Genomic DNA, 21,486 nt, shown 5'->3' with positions numbered 1-21,486 from the left:
GACTAAGCGCCAGAAGGCTGGCTGGGATAATGGCTATATGATGAAAATCCTGACAGTGGGATTTTCATCTGTATAAATTAGACCCGTTTGCCCTATAGAACTATGGCAGTTGCTTTGTGACCTGAAAATAATATGTTAACCATCAAGGGAGCTCTTGGTGGTTAACATTGTAAGAAATGAATAATGGTCGGAATAAAAAGCTGACCAGCCACATGCTAGCCATTTTCCAATTTATAAAAAGCAGGGCCACTTTTTACTTCGGTGACATCACCACAACCTATAATACCCCATCTTACTTTTTGCAGTGTATTTTTCCGGTATATTAAATCGTTGAGTCTTAAAATTCAGTATGTTACTTGATGTTTCGCTCTGATTTTACAGGTAGGTAACGCATTCTGGCGATACTTTTTTCCTGTTGTGGCATAATGCGCGGCTATCGATTTTATAAACTCCCTTTTTACTCACTTTAAGAGCAACAGTTGTGTTAAGTACAAACAACATTACTATGCAGTTTGGCAGCAAGCCACTGTTTGAAAATATTTCTGTCAAATTCGGCAACGGCAACCGTTATGGTTTGATTGGTGCGAATGGGGCAGGTAAATCTACTTTTATGAAAATCTTGGGCGGAGATTTAATCCCAACCTCCGGTAATGTCAGCCTTGATCCTAATGAGCGTCTGGGTAAGTTGCGTCAGGATCAGTTTGCTTTCGAAGAATATACCGTGTTGGATACTGTCATCATGGGGCACAAGGAACTGTGGGAAGTCAAGCAGGAACGTGACCGCATTTATGCGATGGCAGAAATGAGCGAAGAAGATGGCTATCGTGTGGCTGATCTGGAAGTCGCTTATGGTGAGATGGATGGTTACAGTGCTGAAGCGCGTGCTGGCGAATTGTTGCTGGGTGTCGGCATTCCTGTCGAACAGCATTATGGCTTGATGAGTGCAATCGCTCCGGGCTGGAAATTGCGTGTATTACTGGCGCAAGCACTGTTCGCCAATCCTGATGTTCTGCTACTTGATGAGCCAACCAACAACTTGGATATCGATACTATTCGCTGGTTGGAGCAAGTGCTCAACGAACGTAACAGTACCATGATCATTATTTCCCATGACCGCCATTTCCTGAATACCGTATGTACTCATATGGCCGATTTGGATTATGGTGAACTGTGTTTGTTCCCTGGCAACTATGATGAGTATATGATCGCTGCAACGCAAGCTCGCGAGCGTCTGCAAGCAGATAATGCGAAGAAAAAAGCACAGATTGCTGAATTGCAGTCTTTCGTTAGCCGTTTCAGTGCTAATGCTTCTAAATCTAAACAAGCGACTTCTCGTGCCCGTCAGATTGATAAGATCCAATTAGAAGAAGTGAAAGCTTCCAGCCGTCAGAACCCTTATATCCGTTTTGATCAGGATAAGAAACTGTTCCGTAATGCACTGGAATTGGAAGGTGTGACCAAGGGCTACGATAATGGTCCACTGTTCAAGAACCTGAATCTGCTGATGGAAGTCGGCGAAAAGATGGCGGTAATCGGTGAAAACGGTATCGGTAAAACGACATTCCTGAAGACGCTGATTGGTGAAGAAAATCCAAACAGCGGTACGATCAAATGGTCTGAAAACAGCACCATTGGCTATTACGCGCAGGATCACGCCAGTGATTTTGGCTGTGATATGACGGTCTTTGAATGGATGAGTCAATGGAAACGCGAAGGCGATGATGAACAGGCAGTGCGGGGTATTCTCGGTCGTTTGCTGTTTGGTCAGGATGATATCAAGAAGAAAGTTGGTGTACTTTCCGGTGGTGAACAGGGTCGTATGCTGTTTGGCAAACTGATGATGCACAAGCCTAACATTCTGGTCATGGATGAACCAACCAACCACTTGGATATGGAATCCATTGAATCTTTGAACCTTGCGCTGGAACTTTACCAGGGAACGTTGGTTTTCGTTTCTCATGACCGCGCATTTGTTAGTTCATTGGCCAGCCGTATTCTAGAAATAAAATCCGATAAAGTTGTTGATTTTAAAGGTACTTATGATGAGTATCTGAGCAGTCAGGGGATTGCTGAATAAACTGTTTTTATATTGGGGCCCGTTCAGTTATATTGATTGGGCGGTTGCCCCAAATATTGGCCGTGTATACTTAAAAAATTTAAGAAGGATATGAAAGTTTAGTCATGGGATTGGTTAAATTATTCTTTATATCGAAATCTAACGATGTAAGTATGATCATAAGTAGTCTGTTTATTATAAATTGTTTTTAGTTTTATTAACAAAAAACAATTTTTTAGGTTCAATTATTCTTACATCATTTAATATTCGTAATTGTTTTAATCGTATAGTAGCAATTGCTGCTGAAACATTAAATGTTCTTTTTAATTTTTCAATGACACAATTGTAGTTATGAATATTACACGATTGGTTATCCAAGTATATAATACCATTGTTAAAATTTGATATTTGAAGCTTTTTTACTAGTTCTTTAATTACATTAAAGACTTCATGTCTAGGCATTAATATACAATTTGCGAACATATTTGCTTGCCATTCTAATCTGTTTTTAACTGAATTCTTTATATTTATATCATTTTCATTCCAAAAAAAATTACTTTCAACTTCACTATATAAATCATATTTCTCTGCAATAAAATTTGAATGAAGGATATAATGCCCTATTTCGTGGGCTAATGTAAACCTCCATCTATGTGAATTTTTTTCTAATTTATTTGTTATTTTTATTGTATTGCTTTTTACATCCATAATCCCAAGTATTTCTCCTTTTGTATTATGAAGTCCCAAATTTTCTGAGAAAACAAACCTAACATCATATAAATTTTCCATATAAGAAATTACTTTTGTGAAATCGATAGGGATTATATCTGAATATTTATGTGATTGTTGTAAAAGAGATTGGGTCTGATTTTCTAGTTCATCAAATCCTAAATATATTAATGTATTGTTTGATTTGTTTTTATGTGTTGGAATTTTTTTTCCGGTTAGATTTTTCTCAAGAGAATAATTGGTGAAAACAAATCTATTAAAAGTATTTATAAACGATGATGTGAAAATATCATTAAAATAGCTAAAAACATTATGAGAGTATCCTACATAATTATCTTCAGTTAATGCTCTAAATGAAATTATCATATCTTCTTTTTGTCTTTCTAATTTATCTGAAGATATGGGGTTGCGTTCTAGAATCCATTCAATTTGTGAATTGGGTAATATCCTAACTAGAGCCATACCGGTATTTTTTGCAACATTATAAGCTCCTTTTTGATAAGAAGATTTAGAAAAAAACATTCCTTTTACATTTACACCAGTAATTTGTTTTAACTTTGAGTTAAACTCTTCAATATCATCAACTGGAATAGATGTTGAATAATTTTTACACTCAATAATAATAAGTTGTGAATATTTATTCTTATCCTTTAGGAAACATTCAATGGAAATGTCTACTATTATATCACTTTCCCGATCTTTTGAATAGTAGCCTTTCTTTTGGTGAAAAGTACAATAGTTGGGATTTAACCATGTATTACCACTATTAACATAGTCTTGGATGAATTTAAAAACCTCATCTTCGAATGCATTTCCTTTTTTTACCGTATTCATGACATTAATCCATCATTTTCTAAGAAGGAAGATTTCTTAACTCCGATATAGCTCTCTCAATTACATGCTCAGGATATTTAGTATTTAATCTAATCCCTGAATTACACTTTTTACTTTCAAATCCACCTTCTAACTTTATTTTTTCACACCAAGCCCATATATTATTTTGATCTAATTCTGGGTAATCTTTTTGGATTAAATATTCGTTGATCGTATATAGATAGTCTTCTTCTGAGGAGTATTCAATCAAAGAAACTCTGGAATCAATATCAGCGACTTTTAATTCTAATTCTTCTCGCTTTTCTATTTCTTGAGCTAATAAATTCACATTTTGCTGTAACAAAGAAACAAGAGTACTTAGTTCAGATGCACCTTCTTTAGGAGGAGGGTATACCCCATATTTTCTGATCGATGGAAGTACATCTTCAAAGACCCAGTCTTGAAACCGTAATGCTGCTTCACTTTCATCAACAGTAACTATTCTATACAAGCCTGCTTCTGTTATGTAAAAATCAAAATTAGCATCAAATTCATTTTTTTCATTTAATTTTATAATAACTCGATCTTTTTCTTTCAAGGTAGAAGATAATTTACTTAATAACCCATTAAAGCCTTCTTTCTTGCCATGTACTGTACTATTTTGTCGAGTATAATTTATGTTATCTTTAGCTAAAACTCTAACCACATCAGGAAAGCAGAATAATATTCTGCCATTTTGATCTATAGTTCTTATAAGTACTTCACCATAACTACTTGGATATAGTATCTTATGCTTTATTTCTGCCATATTATTCCATTTTCAATTAATTTAGCTTATTTATGTCAGTATATACGATATTTCTATAGTCCTACAAAGATTATTTATAAATAATGTAACCTTGGCCTTAGAGTTCTGTTTTTTCCACTGCGTTTTACGGTAAATATAGTAAGTATCTTCCCTAAAAGGAACATGCTTCTAATGATTAAATTCACTCTATAAAGAATAATATTCACGTTCAATGAAAATTCCTATCATTTTGTAATGTATTGCTTCCGATTTAGAGTAAATCATCTTTCGGTTAAATCTTTTTAGACGGGGACAAAGTGTCAAATTGATTCTTTCTATCCGTTAGGTGTACGTTTTCCAATAATATACTCCTTTTCAGACAGCATCCCATAAGATGAAAAATCATCCGTACAATAGAACCTGATATTGAATGGCAATAATAACTTGAAAAGTTGATGTAAGGTGTCTGTGCTGTGGTCGTCAAGGGCATGAGTCGTAACTCGTTTTAGGTATGGTTCTCAAGTATATCTAGGACAGGATCTTATTTTTCATGGAACTTTTCATCATTAAAACGATCAGATCATTATATTCCATAAAAAATTGGTTTTGGTGATGAGTATTTTTAACTATATCAGAGAGATAACCAACCCACGTTCTGACTGACATTAATAAAAAACATGAGTTAATCAATGTCATTTTTTGGTCTTTACTGCTGTCTTGATTGGCGTTTCTGGGTGGAAATCGATTCAAGGGCTTGGTGAGGAACAATTTGAATGGCTTAAACAATATATTTTTTAATCATGGTATCCTCCGTCGACACTATATCGCGAATATTATCAAATCAATAGACCGAGAGGTCTTGGTTGGGACCCTTTATACCTGAATCAACCATTATCAATTTGTAAAATCGCGCTTTTCCAGCCATTACGATAGCGATGAGTTGCTTGAATTTACAGACAAAAATAAAGGGCATAGACGCACAGAACTCTGCACCGTCATGCAAATCAGTGCCGAGTTTCCTGAAGCCTTTCTGCGTCAGTGGCCATCCGTATACAGCCTTATCGAAGTAGTCAGTGGGCGGGGGAGATAAAGGAAAAATTCACCGTAATTCACGCGGGTATATTAGTTTGTTACCGCTGGAGGATGCCTTTCCACTAAAAGACCCTGATGGCGCAGCACAGTTGACACTTTTTAAGCGGCTTGCCTTAAGTGCGATTAAACAATATACAAAGATGAAAGGCAGTCAGGCAACAAAACGTCGGCGAGCTGGGAGGTTAGAAGAATTTCGCAATGAACTTATATTTGGCTAAATTGCGAACCAAGTGAAATCCCACCCTGCAAGTATATCAGAGCCCGTATTAATTTTTCTTCCCTCCTACAAACGACCATTGCGCGTTAACTGCATAAATAAATTGAATTTCATTTTCTTTAAAGGAAAAATGGGTCACGCTTTTCGGAGTAAAAATTTTAACATTCTAATGACCATGTTAACGTTTATTTTCAGTACACGGGTGGTATCACGGACATCGGTATTATTCATTACCATATCAACAATCTGCTCTTTCACTTTGGGATTTTGCTTGATATGCGTACTCCAATTAAAATGTCTTACGATAGGTATCTCATTGATAACGGGAGATAACAGCTATTCCCTTTGACATATGACAATAATGACACATGTCAACTTTAGTCATATTTTATTAATAAAAATAAGAAATTATCATAATATCTAACTATTGAGAGTATGACAAAATTGATATAAAGGAGTTATCTGTTGGAATTATTTTTCTCGACAAATCTCACATTGAGGATCTTTAGGTAATTTTATTTCACGAAATTGCATTGTCATGGCATCGAACAATATCACCCTGCCATGGCAACTTTTTCCATATTGAGTCAATAACTTAATGGCTTCCATTGCCTGTAGGGAACCGATAGTTCCTACAAGTGGTGCCATTACCCCCGCCTCAACACAAGTCAGACTGTTTTCACCAAATAATCGGCTCAGGCAGCGATAACAAGGCTCTTCCGGTTGGTAAGTAAAGACAGAAAGATGACCTTCCATACGAATGGCTGCACCAGAAACCAAGGGTATTTTACGTCCATGACACAGATGATTGAGTTGTTCGCGGATGGCAATGTTATCTGTACAATCGAGCACAATTTCGTGTTGGTTGATTAATTCATCTAATGCCGGGGCATCCAATAGTTCTTCTATGGGATTGATGGTAACGTGTGGATTGATCTCCCGCAAAGTTTGCGATGCAGAATACACTTTTGCCATACCAATGCGCTCATCGCGGTGGAGAATTTGCCGTTGCAGATTGGAAAGGGAAACCGTATCAAAATCCAGCAGGGTAATTGTTCCAATGCCAGCCGCCGCAAGATATTGGGAAGCCGAGCAACCGAGTCCTCCCGCACCAACTATCAGTACCTTGGCAGATTTTAGTTTTTCCTGCCCGTCGAAATCGAAACCATGCAAGACAATTTGTCGGTTATAACGCAAGGTTTCTTCATCGGTAAGTTCGATAGTCATTTTTTTATTATCTTATTGATTTTTAAGTAAATGATTGAAAAATTCGATTTGTACTGTTTCACCCACGGCAATGTGTCCACGTTCCCGCTCCAAGGCGATAAAACAGTTACCGAAACTATAGGAACTAAAGATATGGGAACCCTGATGTCCTGTGGTTTGTACCTCTAGTTCTCCGTTTTTATTGATGGCAGCGATACCACGTTGGAAATCTAATCTGCCGGGGGATTTTTTCAATGGTGTTGTAGTCTTGGCTGTCAACCGCATCGGCGGTTGCCATGCGGTGAAACCTGACAGATGGGCAATCAATGGTTGCACCAATTGGTAGAATGTAAGCACGGCAGAAACGGGATTGCCCGGCAAACCGCAGAACCAGGCATTTTCCAATTTACCAAAGGCAAAAGGTTTACCCGGTTTAATGGCGAGTTTCCAAAAACTGATTTTTCCTATTTCATCTAAAATCTGTTTGGTGTGATCCGCTTCACCAATAGAAACGCCACCGCTGCTGATCACTAAATCAGCTTGTTTATCTGCTTCGATAAAGCCTTGGCGCAAGGTCTCAGGGTCATCGCGGATCACGCCCAAATCGATAACTTCACAGTCCAGTTTTTCCAGCATCATGCGAACAGCAAATCGGTTGGTATCGTAAATTTGCCCTGCCTGTAAGGGTTCTCCGATGGTTTGTAATTCGTCACCAGTGGAAAAAATGGCAACTTTCAGTTTGCGGACAACATCAACTGTTGCAATGCCTAGTGAAGCAACCAGCGGTAATTGTGCAGTGGAGAGCTTAATTCCTTGTGGCAGTACTACTGAATTTTGGGTGATATCTTCCCCAATGGTACGAATGTTTTGCCCCTGTTTTACCGGATGCGTGAAGCAAACTCCCGTTTCAGTGATCTCAGTTTGCTCTTGCATCACAACGGCATCAGCGCCAGAAGGAATTGGGGCACCAGTCATAATGCGGATACAACTGCCTGTTGGCCATTCTCCTTGAAATGGCATACCAGCCAACACTTTTCCAGCCACTGGCAAGATCTGATTTTCATTAAGATCGACAAGACGGACGGCATAACCATCCATTGCTGAATTATCAAAAGGGGGAACGTTGATCGGGGAAATGATATCAGTAGCAGTAATTCGACCCGTAGATTCGGTCAGGTTAATAGTTTCTGTCGTTACCAGAGGAATAGCAGTCAGGGGGACAGTTTGTGCCAGTAATTTTTCTAGTGCCTGTTCAAGTGAGATTAAGCCTGAAGTATGACAGTGATCCATAAGAAACTCCCTAATATGCTGCACATTGCGGTTATCACAGATTGTGGACAAGCGTTTATTCTTTAGTCATTTATTTTTGAAGCATTTATTCTGCATTGAATGCATTATGGCAAAGATTGCATTGATGGGGAATGTCGATGGCTGTAAAGCAAAAAGGAGTTAAGAAAAGATATATATTATATTCATGATTTGTTATAAACGAATAAAGCCTGCTAAAACAACTAATTCCATCACTATTTAATCATTATGAAAAATCAAATTGTTGCACCTCAGAGTCGTAACTATCAAGCTTTTCAGATTGCATTAAGCGGTTTTCTCGCTTTGGTTGTAGCAATAGGGATAGGACGTTTTACTTTTACCCCACAAGTTCCATTGATGATCGCAGAATCCCAACTCACATTAACAGGAGCGGGAATCGTTGCAGCATTCAATTACCTCGGTTATCTGGCGGGTTCTTATGATGCAATGCGGGCACAGCGTTATGTGGAATACCGCTTGTGGAGCGGGTTATGGGGAGCTGTAGTTATCACTCTGCTTTCTGCATTGTTGGATGGACCGATATTGCACAGTATTGCCCGTTTTTTTATTGGCTGGGCAAGTGGTTGGACGCTGGTACTGGTAGCTGCATGGGCGAATGAAGAGTTGGGAAGGTTGAATCGCCCTGGATTGAGTGCGGCTGTTTTTTCGGGGCCAGGAATTGGGATCTTTATCAGTGGCATATTGGCAATTGGATTCCAATATTGGCAGATGAGTGCAGCCAGTGCATGGATGTTATATGGCATTTTGGCGCTATTGTTCAGTATTTATGTCAGCTGCCATCTGCCCCGCAGTGGTGAATTGCATCGTCCGCAAACTGCGATCCAAACCCTGAACCTAACACCGGAAATCAAGCGATTGGTGTGGAGTTATAGTTTGGCTGGGTTTGGTTATATTTTGCCTGCGACATTTCTTTCTCAAATGGCGACAGAGCGTTTTCCCGATAGCTTGTTTGCTCAATTTGTCTGGCCAATATTTGGTGGTGCATCGGTCATTGGCATTATGCTGGGAATTTTTCTGCGTAATGTATCAACACCTCAAATCCGTTTGGCGATTACGTTATGGTTTCAGGCGTTGGGCATTCTGATTGCGGAAATGTTGCCGGGTATTAGTGGCTTGATGATAGGTGCATTGCTGGTAGGTGGTGGTTTTATGTGTGTGGTACAGCTGGCTTTGCAGTATGGTCGTGAATTGGCTCCCAATCATGCCCGTTATATGGCGGGACTGTTGACCACGGGCTATGCGCTGGGACAGTTGGTAGGGCCAATGTTATCAGCTGCTTCGACATGGCTGACTGGTAAATTGGAACCTGCTTTGTATATCGCATTTATTGGATTACTTATTGCCGGGTTATTGGTATTTTATCGCACCAATACTCGTCGTGAATCACTCAGATCTGGGTGATTGATGATGTACATGTATAACAGGTATAGTTGTGCGCGCATACGGTATATGCATAGATATGCATAAAATAAATGTCCCAATTTCCTGTCAATTAACAGAAAGTCAATTAACAGAAAGTCAATTAACAGAAAGTCAATTAACGAAAAGCATTACCTTGGAGAAACTGATGTCATCCCTAAGTACAGAAGCTGCGCTGGTGCATTCGGCATTGATTGCCCGTGGTCTTGAAACCCCATTGCGTGAACAAACTTTGGAGCCAGAGGTGCGTAAAGTGCGCATTGAGGAACATATGACAGAAATTATGAAGCTGTTGAATCTCGATCTGAGTGATGACAGCTTGGCGGATACGCCGGGGCGTATAGCAAAAATGTATGTGGATGAAATATTCTCAGGGTTGGACTATAGCAATTTCCCCAAAATTACGCTGATAGAAAATAAAATGAAAGTGGATGAAATGGTAACAGTGCGTGATATTACGATGACCAGCACTTGTGAACACCATTTTGTCATTATTGATGGCAAAGCCACAGTTGCTTATATCCCTAAGGATAAAGTGATTGGCTTGTCGAAAATTAATCGCATTGTCCAGTTTTTTGCGCAGCGCCCACAAGTGCAGGAGCGTTTGACACAGCAAATCCTGATTGCACTACAAACACTGCTTGGCACGAATAATGTTGCCGTTTCCATTGATGCTGTCCATTATTGCGTGAAAGCGCGCGGTATTCGCGATGCGACCAGTACCACGACAACGACCTCTCTGGGAGGTTTATTTAAAACGAGTCAGAATACACGGCAGGAATTCCTGCGAGCAGTACGTCATCTGCATTTATCATGATGAATTTCTATTTTTATGGAGCGTAATTTGAATGAAGTAATGAGTAAGAGAATTGATGTAATTGATAGTATGCGTGGTTTTGCCATTTTAGGAATATTGTTACTGAATATTTCCAGTTTTGCTTTACTGTCTGAAGCTAGTATGGAGCCGTTTTATAAAGATTCAGTCCCATTTTCTGATGTGGCGATCTGGTCTGTTTTGAACATCTTTGCCGAAGGAAAATTTCGGTTCATCTTGACGTTGTTGTTTGGGGTATCACTTGAATTGCTTCGGCAACGTGGGCGTGATGGAAATATTTCTAGATTACTGGTTTTGGCTGTCATTGGTTTATTGCACGGAGTTTTGCTGTGGGAAGGCGATATTTTGTTGTCATATGGCATTGCTGGCTTGCTGGCATGGTATTTTATCAATACCCGTCAAAAGTTATTTGGTAAAGCGGTTATTTTCTATTTGTTCGGCGTGGTGATGCTTTACCTTCTGCTTCTGTCGCTTTTTCTTATGGGAGAAGGTAATGCAATGTTTCAGGCTCAGACTGCACCCGAAGAAATTTTTTACGAAAGCGACTGGAAAACGCATGGCGGATTATGGGCCATAGAACACCGCATTAATGAAATAGGTGGTGTGATGGTTATGATAATTGTGCAATACGGCTGGCAAATAGTGGGTACTATGCTTTGTGGTGCAATGTTAATGCGTAATGGCTGGTTAAAAGGGGAATTTAGTCGTAGGCATTACCGCCGATTGGCATTATGCTTAATTCCTACTGGTATAGCGATTCAATGTGTTGCACTGTCGATACGATATTTAGATCACGACAATTATTCTGTATTACCGACCATCTTCAATACCATTCCTGAATTGGCAATACCGTTGTTTGGACTGGGTTATATCGCGTTGATTTATGGATTTTGGTCTGCCATTTCGCGCTGGAGAATCACTTTTTGGCTCCGGCCGGTCGGGAGAATGGCATTGAGTAGCTATTTGTTGCAAACATTGATTTGTACCACGATTTTTTATCGCTTCGGGTTATTTGAGCAGTTTAGCCGTTTGGAATTGATGGCATTTATTCCCTTTATTTGGGCGTTGAATATCTGGTTTGCTTGCTGGTGGTTGAAACGTTATTCTCAAGGGCCAATGGAAAAGCTCTGGCGCAGTTTAACAGCAAAATTAGCGGGTTTGGCAGGTAAGGTTGCAAGTAGTAAGGCTTAAGGGAAATACTTTGCTAATATTCCATATCTAATCGGTTTTAAGTTACAAATAGATTTCAAGTTACAAATAGATTTCAAGTTACGAATAGATTTCAAGTTGCAGTTCACCTGCAACTTGAAAGATTTAGGGCATAAAATTGATTAAACAGATTGTATTGATTTGTTGTCTATTTTTATTTTTTTTGTGGTTTTTTTTCTAATTCCTGTAACTCTTCCTGTGATACCGCAGGATATCCTTGTATTCCTGTTGGTACGGTATGTTGGACAGGAATGGACTCTGGTTTGCCTAAATAACGAGGCTCACTTTTTAAAATATAGAGATCAGTCAAAGCACCGAGACGTGCCAATACTTCTCTGAAACGAATTATCATCATATTTTTAGGAGAAGGAACAGCATAACACTGTGCTTCTATGTCTAAATGCATGGCAATAAACACAGCTCGTTCACAATGGAAACGCTGAGTAATGATAGTAAAATCGTTGGTATTGAACACTTTTCGGATTCTGACAATCGAGTCCAATGTTCTGAAACCTGCAAAATCCATGGTAATACTGCTGGTTGGAACTCCTGCTTTGATTAAATCTCTCCTCATAGTCAGTGGCTCATTATAACTTTGTTGAGAATTATCTCCACTTAATAGAAAATATTTAACTTTTCCACTGTTATAAGCGTTAACAGCCCCTTGGATCCGGTAGAAATAATATTGATTATATCTGCCGCCTTTATAATATTTGGATGTGCCAAGTACTATACCGACTTTTCTCTCAGGAAGTTGCCTGAGATCATCAAAAATGTAAGGAGAGGTTTTCCAACCAATCCAACGATCAAGCATAATAGCTGTCAGCATAAGGACAGCAATGATAAAAATGAGACCAGTAATCAAGCGCTTCAACATGATTTTTGTTTGCCTTATATGTGCTGATGAGCTAATGCCCTAAAGGCTACTTTACTTGAAATACCGAAGCAAGTTTTCAATGAATGATATCAGAACTAACTTGATTCGATTTTAGTTTTTATGATTGTGGCTGTTTTCATTAATATAAATCGAGTATCTTACTGTAAAATAAATGACCAGAAATATAAATATTATATTAATAGTTTGATAAAGGAGGGAGGGTGACTTTTATATGCGTTATTTCATTTGGGAGACTAAAGCCTGCCAATAATATTAGCAGGCTTATTACGAATATTATCAGAATGAAGTGCGTTTATAGACGCGATATTCTGGTTTCCAGAAATTGCGCTCAATTGCTTCATCCAATGCATCTTCCGATGTAACAATCGCTACACCTTGAATCTGGGCTTTTTTCGCCACTTCTTTGGCTATTTTGCGGGAAACATCTTGAATATCATCAATCAGCGGCAACAATGGGCCAGAGCCTGTTTGTGCCAGCGGTGAACAATCCGCCAATGCGCGACTGGCAGCCATCAACATATCATCTGTAACACGTTTAGCACCGGAAGCGATAACGCCCAACCCGATCCCCGGGAAGATATAGGAATTGTTGCATTGTGCGATTGGGTATTCCTGACCGTCATATTTTACTGGTACAAATGGGCTTCCTGTAGCAACCAGTGCTTTGCCATCCGTCCATTTGATGATGTCTTCAGGGCGAGCTTCCACACGTGATGTCGGATTGGATAGAGGCATCACGACTGGACGTTCACAATGTTTATGCATTTCACGGATGAGCTCTTCAGTGAATAGACCTGACTGGCCAGAAACACCGATCAAGACAGTAGGTTTGGCATTGCGAACCACGTCCATCAATGAGAGGGAATCATTGGCGACATCCCATGATTGCAGGGCAGAGCTTTTTTGTACCAACGCACTTTGGAAATCCAGTAAGTTTGGCAGCTTGTCTGTCAGGAGACCAAAGCGATCAACCATGAATACACGAGCACGAGCCTGCTTATCACTCAATCCTTCAGATTTCATTTGGGCAATGATTTGCTCTGCAATACCACAGCCAGCAGAGCCGGCACCAAGGAATGCCACGGTTTGATCTTTCAATTGGCCGCCTGCGGCACGACTGGCTGCAATCAGGCTACCCAAGGCAACAGATGCGGTGCCTTGGATGTCATCATTGAAGCAACAAAGTTCATCGCGATAGCGGGTCAACAGCGGCATAGCATTGTTTTGGGCAAAATCTTCAAATTGCAGCAGTACGTTAGGCCAGCGACGCTTTACAGCCTGAATAAACTCATCCACAAATTCATCGTACTCTTTGCTAGTAATGCGTGGATGGCGCCAGCCCATGTACAGTGGATCATTTAGGCGTTGTGGGTTGTTTGTCCCTACATCCAGAACCACGGGCAGGGTGTAAGCAGGGCTTATTCCGCCACAGGAGGTATACAGTGACAGTTTACCGATAGGAATGCCCATGCCCCCGATTCCCTGATCCCCCAGACCAAGAATGCGCTCACCATCGGTAACAACGATAACTTTGACATTCTGTTTGGTTGCATTTTGCAGCATGTCATCAATGTACGCTCTGTTTGGGTAGGAGATAAACAGACCGCGGGCACGGCGGTAAATATCAGAAAAATGTTCACACGCTTCACCAACGGTTGGCGTGTAAATAATAGGCATCATTTCGCTGAGGTGGGCGTCAAGGAGTCGGTAGAACAGTGTTTCGTTGGTGTCCTGAATATTCCTTAAATAAATGTGTTTATCGGAGTCATTTTTGAAATCGCGATATTGACGATAGGCGCGTTCGGCCTGCTCTTCTATTGTTTCAACGGCCTGCGGCAATAAGCCATGTAAGTTGAAATTACTGCGTTCTTCTTCTGTAAAGGCACTGCCTTTATTCAACAGAGGAAATTCCAACAAGATAGGACCAGCGTAGGGAATATAGAGAGGACGTTTACTTTCGTGTTCCAGTTCCATGATGCTTACTCTTTGAACTTATCAATAACAAAATCGGCTACAGATCCTAAGAAGATAAAAAAAATAAGTACAGTAAATGTTACTTAAATATGATTATAATGAGTAAAAATGAGAGATAACATACAGAATTGGCTAATTAAATGTTATTGAATTTTTCATTTCACCCCTCTTGGATGAATATCGAGGGGGAGATTGCCATTTTGTTAAGTCACTACTCTTTTCTTATTTTAAAATGTGTACCGTTGTACTTTTGTACAACCAAGAGCAGTTAATGTGGACTCTGTAGCATTCCATTGTGATAAATGGTTATTTTCGCCTTCCACTAAGACGGCCCGTTTGATGGATTGACAATTACCGCCAGCCATATTCATAAATATCAGCGCTGCCTGTAATGGTGGCAAACTTGGGTTGAATGCAGCATTTTCCGCATAACGGCCGGTATAAATTTTCTCTTGTTCATCCTGTAGGGCAATCCCAGCGTGGGATTGGCTATAAGGTGCATGGCTACGGTTTGTCGCATCCAATGCAGCTTGTACCAATTCGTCACTGATAGCCAATTGATAGCCATGATGAACCGTATCCAGTAGCAATGGTGTATCGGTTAGATCTCGTGGGCCAAAGGCTTCTGGCAGGTAGTCGGCCAGAGTTAATCGTGGGCGGTTGGGGAGGTAAACTTCCAATTGTGTTCCACTATTCAGTTCATTCATAAATTGCCGGCAATGACCGCAAGGTGAATAATTGATAGTGATGGAAACCAACTTCTTCTCACCTCGTAACCAAGCATGCGTTATGGCTGATTGTTCTGCATGGACGGTTTGCTGTAATGGCACTCCAGTGAATTCCATATTGGCACCGAAATAGAGATTGCCACTTTCTCCCCGTGCAATTGCACCAACGTAAAAATGGGAGATAGGAGCAAGGGAGCAGGCTGCAGCAAGTGGCAATAAGGCCAATGCTAGTGCTTGATCATCAAATTCGCTGATCTGTTTGATTGATTCCACTTGCTCTGCTGTCAGCATGGCTGGAAAATCGTCGTTGCCAATATAAGGTAATAGAGCCTTTTGCAGTTTAGGCGTGATTTCTGACCAAATAGCGTGAAAACGAGCTTGCATAGAATGATCTCCAAATTAGTTGAAGGTCATTCTAGGATGTCTATTCAGATTTGTAATGTGATAGAAGCCATATAATTAATGAAATTTGTGTAATAAAGATATTTTCTTAGTGATTTATATCAAATTCTCACTATCGCGATAGATGTATTTATCTTATTGTTACATTTTAATAACGAATGAAGTCATTTCAAACCATCGCTATTGATTTCGATAGCCATTAATAGAATGACTAACCAAACAGATGCAACAATATTGGAAATAGAAAAGGCGCGATCAGTGAGGTAATAATGCCGCAGGTCATTAAGGCCAGCGAGCTGTATGCTCCTTCAATATGATCCATTTCTGCACAACGGGCTGTTCCCAATGCATGGGTAGCAGTACCCATTGCCAACCCTCGTGAAGCCTGGGTTTTTATTTTTAGCACGTTAAATAGATTGTGACCAAAGACCGCGCCAAAAATACCTACCGCAATGACACAAGCTGCGCTGATGGCAGGAATTCCACCTATGGAATCGGTCACAGCCATGGCTATTGGGGTGGTCACGGATTTAGGTAGAACAGAGGCGGCAATTTCAGGTGTTGCACCTGCCCATAATGCAATAGCTGTTCCTGTGACCATTGCGACAATGCTACCAATAAAACAAATACTAATAATTGATTTCCACTGAGCACGGATTTGATGTAGTTGTTCATACAGAGGGAAAGCTAAGGCAACAACGGCAGGTTGCAGCAAATCGTTCAATATCCGGCTGCCAGAAAAATAGTGTTTGTAAGGTGTATGGGTCATGAGCAGCAAGGGAATGATAACAGCCATTGATATCAATAACGGATTGAATATAGGTAGTTTGAGTCGTATTGATAGTTTTTTAGCAAAGTAAAAGACAATCAGAGTTAATGGCAGTGACCACCAAATATGGCTTAACATTTTTCTTTCTCTTCCGATTCTTGTGACAATTGCTGTGATGGTGTTGTTGGTGTCGGGAGGGGGTCTTGCGGTTTAGTACCAATAATGACACGTTCACGATGAATATAGTGGGAACTGTAAGCAACAACAACCATGACAATAATGGTACTGACGATACAAGAAAGAAGAATTGGAAACATCTGTTGGCTAAGTTGTGAGTAATAATTCATGATTCCCACGCCGATGGGCAAAAAGAGCAGTGTCATGTTTTTCATCAACAGGTTACAACCTGGCTTCACCCAGTGTGAAGGAATAATTTGGAATGCGAGTAAACAAAACAGAAGAAGTAAGCCAATAATACTGCCGGGGAGAGAGAAGGGAAGTAATGCTGAAATGATATTCCCCGCGATCAGGCACAAATAGAGCAGCGCAAATGCGCGCAGGTATTGCCAACCTATCATCAGCACATTTTGGAAAGACATAATCAATAATTCCTCAATATAACGAGGGTTTTATCATACGACTAATGTTGTAAATGTGCCATACATCACATTAAAAAGCAGGCTTTTTTTGAGCCCGCTTTGTATTTTATTGATGATATTAGTTTTTTAAGATGAGCAGTTGTTATTTAACCTGCATGCCCGGCTGGGCACCGCTGTCTGGGCTTAACAAGAAAATATCTTTCCCGCCGGGGCCTGCTGCCATTACCATACCTTCTGAAATACCGAAGCGCATTTTGCGCGGTGCGAGGTTGGCAACCATCACCGTCAGACGATTTTCCAGTACTTTTGGATCAGGATAGGCTGAACGGATACCAGAGAAAACTTGGCGAGTTTCACCACCGAGATCAAGAGTCAGTTTCAACAGCTTATCTGAACCTTCGACAAAATCAGCCTGTTTGATTAATGCGATTCGCAGGTCAACCTTGGCAAAGTCATCAAATGCGATAGTGTCCTGAATCGGATCATCCGCCAATGGGCCGGTCACGGTTTTTTGTGGTTCAATGCTCTCTTTTGAGTCAGCGACCATGGCTTCAACTCTAGCCATCTCAATACGATTAAACAGTGCCTTGAATGGTGAAACATCATGGTTCAGCAGAGGTTGTTGGATTCCATCCCAAGTCAGTTCAGTATTTAGGAAAGCCTCTGCACGCGCAGTCAGGCCTGGAAGCACAGGTTTCAGATAAGTCATCAGTACGCGGAACAGGTTAATGCCCATTGAGCAGATAGCTTGCAGATCAGCGTCGAGGCCTTCTTGTTTAGCCACAACCCACGGTGCTTGCTCATCAACATAGCGGTTGGCAAGATCGGCCAGTGCCATAATTTCACGGATTGCCTTGCCGAATTCACGGTTGGTAAAGTCTTCTGCAATAACCTGTGCTGCATCGACAAACTTCTGGTATAGCGAAGGATCAGCGAGCTGATCTGCCAGTTTGCCCCCGAAGCGTTTATTGATGAAGCCCGCATTGCGTGAAGCAAGGTTAACCACTTTGTTAACGATATCGCTGTTTACACGTTGAACAAAATCTTCCAGATTCAGATCAATATCATCAATACGGGAAGAGAGCTTCGCCGCGTAGTAATAACGCAGGCAGTCTGCATCAAGGTGTTTCAGATATGTCTCAGCCTTGATGAAGGTTCCACGGGACTTAGACATCTTAGTGCCGTTAACTGTGATGTAACCGTGGACAAATAAGTTGGTTGGCTTACGGTAGTCACTGCCTTCCAACATGGCCGGCCAGAACAGGCTGTGGAAATAAACGATGTCTTTGCCAATGAAATGATAGAGATCTGTTTTGGAATCTTTTGCCCAGAACTCATCGAAATTCAGGTCATCACGTTTATCACACAGATTTTGGAATGACCCCATATAACCAATTGGAGCATCCAGCCAGACATAGAAATATTTACCCGGCTGATCTGGGATTTCAAAGCCAAAATAAGGCGCATCACGGGTGATATCCCACTGTTGCAGACCAGATTCGAACCATTCCTGCATTTTATTTGCCACTTGTTCCTGCAAGGTGCCGGAGCGAGTCCATTTTTGCAGCATATCGCTGAAAACAGGAAGATCGAAGAAAAAATGCTCTGTATCACGCATTTGTGGCTTTGCACCAGAGACAACGGAACGAGGGTTGATTAATTCCGTTGGAGAATAGGTTGTTCCACAGACTTCACAGTTATCGCCATACTGATCTTCTGCCTTACATTTCGGGCAGGAGCCTTTGACGAAACGGTCTGGCAGGAACATTCCTTTTTCTGGATCATACAATTGAGAAATTGTCCGGTTTTTAATGTAACCGTTCTTTTTCAGTTCCAGATAAATTTTGGAGGCAAGTGCTCTGTTCTCTTCGCTATGCGTAGAGTGGTAATTATCGTAGCTAATGGCAAAACCGGCAAAATCCTGCTGATGCTCTAGGTTCACCTTGGCAATCATTTCTTCTGGTGAGATCCCAATTTGTTGGGCTTTCAGCATGATTGGTGTACCGTGGGCATCATCGGCACAGACAAAGTGAACCTCTTTGCCGCGCATTCGATGATAACGAACCCAAATATCAGCCTGAATGTGTTCCAGAATATGACCGAGATGAATTGGACCGTTAGCATAAGGTAACGCACAGGTCACCAATAATTTGTTCGCGACTTGAGACATAGTTAGGATCTGACTTCCATAAAATTAAAAGGGTTTTTGATGTTACCTGATAAGGCGCGTTGTCGCTAGGGTAACGCGAGATCTTCGTCACTTTTACTTTGCCTTATCCGAAGCCGTGAGCTTCTGTTATGATGGCTGAACAGTTTTAGGTTGAAAAAGATAAATCAAAAGGAGCCGGGATGAACTCACAATCCCCCGAGCAGACCAATCCTGACCTGCTGAAAGAACATGTTGCGAAAATATTGGCAACTTTCAAACATCCGACATTAGAGCGAGATTTGATTGCCCTGAAAGCATTGCATCATTGCACCATACTGGATGGGATACTGCATATTGAATTAATTATGCCTTTTGTCTGGAAACGCACCTTTGAAGTATTGAAGAAAGAAATAACCCAACCTCTGCAATCCGCAACGGGAGCAAAATCCGTTGAATGGCGATTAACCCACAATATCAGCACATTGCGTCGTGCCAATAATTTGCCGGGCATCAATGGCGTGCGCAATATTGTAGCAGTCAGTTCAGGAAAAGGCGGAGTGGGGAAATCCAGTACAGCGGTGAATCTGGCGCTGGCGCTGGCACAGGAAGGAGCGAAAGTGGGTATTCTGGATGCAGATATCTATGGCCCATCTATCCCCAATATGCTTGGTACAGCGAAAGAGCGTCCGACTTCCCCTGATGGTCAGCATATGGCACCAATTATGGTACATAGCATAGCGACCAACTCCATTGGCTATCTTGTTACTGATGATAACGCGATGGTCTGGCGTGGTCCGATGGCAAGTAAGGCCTTGATGCAGATGCTGCAAGATACTCTGTGGCCGGATCTGGATTATCTAGTGATTGATATGCCACCGGGAACGGGGGATATTCAGTTAACGCTGTCCCAGAATATTCCGGTGACAGGTGCGTTGGTTGTTACCACGCCGCAGGATATTGCCTTAATCGACGCGATGAAAGGCATTGTCATGTTCCAGAAGGTCAATGTGCCGGTGTTGGGCATTATTGAGAATATGAGCACCCATATTTGCAGTAACTGCGGTCATCATGAACCGATTTTCGGTACGGGTGGGGCAGAAAAACTGGCAGAAAAATATGATTGTCAATTGTTGGGGCAGATCCCGTTGCATATTTCATTGCGTGAAGATCTCGATCGTGGTGAGCCAACTGTGAGCAGTCAACCTGACAGTGAATTCGCGGATATTTATCGTGAAATTGCTGACAATATTTCTGCGAAGATGTATTGGCAGGGCGAAAAAATCCCAACTGAAATTTCCTTCCGCGCAGTTTGATTTGAATGGTCATTTAATCATCTGTGCAACTAACATACGATAAACGCCGTTTAAGTTAATGGTTTTTGTAGGGCGGCGTTTTCTTAGACTGATTTAAATATTATTTAAATATCCTCTATTTTAAGTATAAGATTGCGGAATTTTTATGCGAATCGTATCGAAAAAAACGAGACTTATCTTGTTTACTCTGGAATAGAAGTCATTAACTCCCTATAATCCGCCAAACATGGTGTTAGCGAATACCATGTTCCCACTTTCTTTTTTAACCAGGTTATTTCTACTATGGCTGATGAAGCACATAAGTGTACAATCGTAGGTATTTCAGGTGCCTCTGCCTCAGGCAAAAGCCTTATCGCCAACACGCTTTATAGAGAATTACGGGCTCAAGTTGGTGATCACAATATCGGCGTTATTCCAGAAGATTGCTATTATAAAGATCAAACCAATACCCCGATGGAAGAGCGTTATAAAGTTAATTATGATCATCCAAGCTCAATGGATCACAGTTTACTGTTTGAGCATCTTCAAGCATTGAAAGCCGGAAAGACCATCGAATTGCCGCAATATGACTACGTCAAACACACCCGCAAATCTGAATCCATTCATTTTAAACCGAAAAGAGTCATTATTCTTGAAGGTATCCTACTATTAACTGATAAGCGTCTGCGTCAAGAACTGGATTTCTCCATTTTTGTCGATACACCACTGGATATCTGTTTGATGCGCCGCATTAAGCGTGATGTGAATGAACGCGGACGTTCATTGGATTCTGTTATGGAGCAGTATAAGCAAACAGTACGTCCAATGTTCCTGCAATTTATCGAGCCATCAAAACAATATGCCGATATTATTGTTCCTCGTGGTGGGAAAAATCGCGTGGCCATTGATATCTTAAAAGCTAAGATTGACCAATTTTACGAATAATCTGTTGTTCAGGCATTCATAAGTATCATCGTATTTGA

Annotated in this window: 19 protein-coding genes and 3 pseudogenes; 9 read left to right on the top strand and 13 right to left on the bottom strand. The window is 40.9% G+C overall.

The window, feature by feature from the left end; translation table 11 throughout:
* Positions 1–481: 481 nt before the first annotated feature.
* Positions 482–2,077 (top strand): ABC-F family ATPase, encoded by a 1,596-nt coding sequence (locus BM135_RS12870; protein WP_092520182.1) that lies wholly within the window; start codon positions 482–484, stop codon positions 2,075–2,077.
* Positions 2,078–2,251: 174 nt separating this feature from the next.
* On the opposite strand, the gene BM135_RS12865 is transcribed toward BM135_RS12870, so the two are convergent.
* The 4 genes and pseudogenes from BM135_RS12865 to BM135_RS18020 form a co-directional block, all read right to left on the bottom strand.
* Positions 2,252–3,619, bottom strand: coding sequence for an ImmA/IrrE family metallo-endopeptidase (locus tag BM135_RS12865; RefSeq protein WP_092520180.1), 1,368 nt, complete (start codon positions 3,617–3,619; stop codon positions 2,252–2,254).
* A 19-nt stretch (positions 3,620–3,638) separates the two neighbouring features.
* The gene (locus BM135_RS12860) at positions 3,639–4,406 is read right to left on the bottom strand and encodes a BRO-N domain-containing protein (RefSeq protein WP_092520178.1); all 768 of its coding nucleotides are present in this window, start codon (positions 4,404–4,406) and stop codon (positions 3,639–3,641) included.
* Between the two features lie 186 nt (positions 4,407–4,592).
* A complete protein-coding gene (locus tag BM135_RS18025; RefSeq protein WP_425445177.1) occupies positions 4,593–4,670 on the bottom strand; it encodes a hypothetical protein in 78 nt (25 codons plus the stop codon).
* Between the two features lie 50 nt (positions 4,671–4,720).
* Positions 4,721–4,831: pseudogene (locus BM135_RS18020) on the bottom strand (hypothetical protein); the annotation flags it as partial.
* A gap of 166 nt (positions 4,832–4,997) precedes the next feature.
* Here BM135_RS18020 and BM135_RS18015 point away from each other — a divergent pair.
* From BM135_RS18015 to BM135_RS18005, 3 genes and pseudogenes are all read left to right on the top strand, one after another.
* Positions 4,998–5,233: pseudogene (locus BM135_RS18015) on the top strand (transposase family protein); the annotation flags it as partial.
* 50 nt (positions 5,234–5,283) lie between these two features.
* Positions 5,284–5,466, top strand: a pseudogene (locus tag BM135_RS18010) (ISAs1 family transposase); the annotation flags it as partial.
* The gene (locus BM135_RS18005; RefSeq protein WP_092520172.1) at positions 5,459–5,695 is read left to right on the top strand and encodes a hypothetical protein; all 237 of its coding nucleotides are present in this window, start codon (positions 5,459–5,461) and stop codon (positions 5,693–5,695) included. The pseudogene BM135_RS18010 and the gene BM135_RS18005, both read left to right, overlap by 8 nt.
* Before the next feature lie 134 nt (positions 5,696–5,829).
* On the opposite strand, the gene BM135_RS18000 is transcribed toward BM135_RS18005, so the two are convergent.
* From BM135_RS18000 to moeA, 3 genes are all read right to left on the bottom strand, one after another.
* Positions 5,830–5,952 (bottom strand): IS1-like element transposase, encoded by a 123-nt coding sequence (locus BM135_RS18000; protein WP_092520170.1) that lies wholly within the window; start codon positions 5,950–5,952, stop codon positions 5,830–5,832.
* 213 nt (positions 5,953–6,165) lie between these two features.
* On the bottom strand, positions 6,166–6,921 hold the full coding sequence (moeB, locus tag BM135_RS12835) for a molybdopterin-synthase adenylyltransferase MoeB (RefSeq protein ID WP_092520168.1): 756 nt from the start codon (positions 6,919–6,921) through the stop codon (positions 6,166–6,168).
* Between the two features lie 12 nt (positions 6,922–6,933).
* Entirely contained in the window at positions 6,934–8,190 is a 1,257-nt protein-coding gene (moeA, locus tag BM135_RS12830; RefSeq protein ID WP_092520166.1) for a molybdopterin molybdotransferase MoeA, read from the bottom strand.
* Between the two features lie 246 nt (positions 8,191–8,436).
* Between moeA and BM135_RS12825 the strand changes: the two genes are divergently transcribed.
* The 3 genes from BM135_RS12825 to yeiB all read left to right on the top strand — a co-directional run bounded on the left by BM135_RS12825 (position 8,437) and on the right by yeiB (position 11,674).
* Positions 8,437–9,630: a YbfB/YjiJ family MFS transporter gene (locus tag BM135_RS12825; RefSeq protein ID WP_092520164.1), complete on the top strand. Its 1,194-nt coding sequence runs from the start codon at positions 8,437–8,439 to the stop codon at positions 9,628–9,630.
* A gap of 166 nt (positions 9,631–9,796) precedes the next feature.
* Complete coding sequence (gene folE / locus BM135_RS12820) at positions 9,797–10,465, top strand: GTP cyclohydrolase I FolE (RefSeq protein WP_092520162.1); 669 nt, start codon at positions 9,797–9,799, stop codon at positions 10,463–10,465.
* A gap of 39 nt (positions 10,466–10,504) precedes the next feature.
* Positions 10,505–11,674, top strand: coding sequence for a DUF418 domain-containing protein YeiB (gene yeiB / locus BM135_RS12815; RefSeq protein ID WP_245737397.1), 1,170 nt, complete (start codon positions 10,505–10,507; stop codon positions 11,672–11,674).
* A 172-nt stretch (positions 11,675–11,846) separates the two neighbouring features.
* Here yeiB and sanA read toward each other — a convergent pair whose 3' ends face one another.
* The 6 genes from sanA to metG form a co-directional block, all read right to left on the bottom strand.
* Entirely contained in the window at positions 11,847–12,569 is a 723-nt protein-coding gene (gene sanA / locus BM135_RS12810) for an outer membrane permeability protein SanA (RefSeq protein WP_092520156.1), read from the bottom strand.
* Between the two features lie 297 nt (positions 12,570–12,866).
* Complete coding sequence (locus BM135_RS12805; RefSeq protein WP_092520154.1) at positions 12,867–14,564, bottom strand: NAD-dependent malic enzyme; 1,698 nt, start codon at positions 14,562–14,564, stop codon at positions 12,867–12,869.
* A 227-nt stretch (positions 14,565–14,791) separates the two neighbouring features.
* Positions 14,792–15,676, bottom strand: a complete 885-nt coding sequence (cdd, locus tag BM135_RS12800; protein ID WP_092520150.1) for a cytidine deaminase — start codon at positions 15,674–15,676, stop codon at positions 14,792–14,794.
* 229 nt (positions 15,677–15,905) lie between these two features.
* Entirely contained in the window at positions 15,906–16,601 is a 696-nt protein-coding gene (locus BM135_RS12795) for a CidB/LrgB family autolysis modulator (protein ID WP_092520149.1), read from the bottom strand.
* Positions 16,595–17,062, bottom strand: a complete 468-nt coding sequence (locus BM135_RS12790; protein WP_092520147.1) for a CidA/LrgA family protein — start codon at positions 17,060–17,062, stop codon at positions 16,595–16,597. The genes BM135_RS12795 and BM135_RS12790 overlap by 7 nt, the downstream gene beginning before the upstream one ends.
* A 142-nt stretch (positions 17,063–17,204) precedes the next feature.
* Positions 17,205–19,232 (bottom strand): methionine--tRNA ligase, encoded by a 2,028-nt coding sequence (metG, locus tag BM135_RS12785; protein ID WP_092520144.1) that lies wholly within the window; start codon positions 19,230–19,232, stop codon positions 17,205–17,207.
* A 179-nt stretch (positions 19,233–19,411) separates the two neighbouring features.
* On the opposite strand from metG, the gene apbC reads away from it, so the two are divergent.
* On the top strand, positions 19,412–20,524 hold the full coding sequence (gene apbC / locus BM135_RS12780) for an iron-sulfur cluster carrier protein ApbC (protein WP_092520141.1): 1,113 nt from the start codon (positions 19,412–19,414) through the stop codon (positions 20,522–20,524).
* Between the two features lie 282 nt (positions 20,525–20,806).
* Entirely contained in the window at positions 20,807–21,448 is a 642-nt protein-coding gene (gene udk, locus BM135_RS12775; RefSeq protein ID WP_092520138.1) for a uridine kinase, read from the top strand.
* Positions 21,449–21,486 lie beyond the last annotated feature (38 nt).

This window comes from Xenorhabdus japonica (genome assembly GCF_900115195.1).
In the GTDB taxonomy this organism is placed as follows: Bacteria; Pseudomonadota; Gammaproteobacteria; order Enterobacterales; family Enterobacteriaceae; genus Xenorhabdus; species Xenorhabdus japonica.
This window is presented reverse-complemented; position numbering and strand designations above follow the sequence as displayed.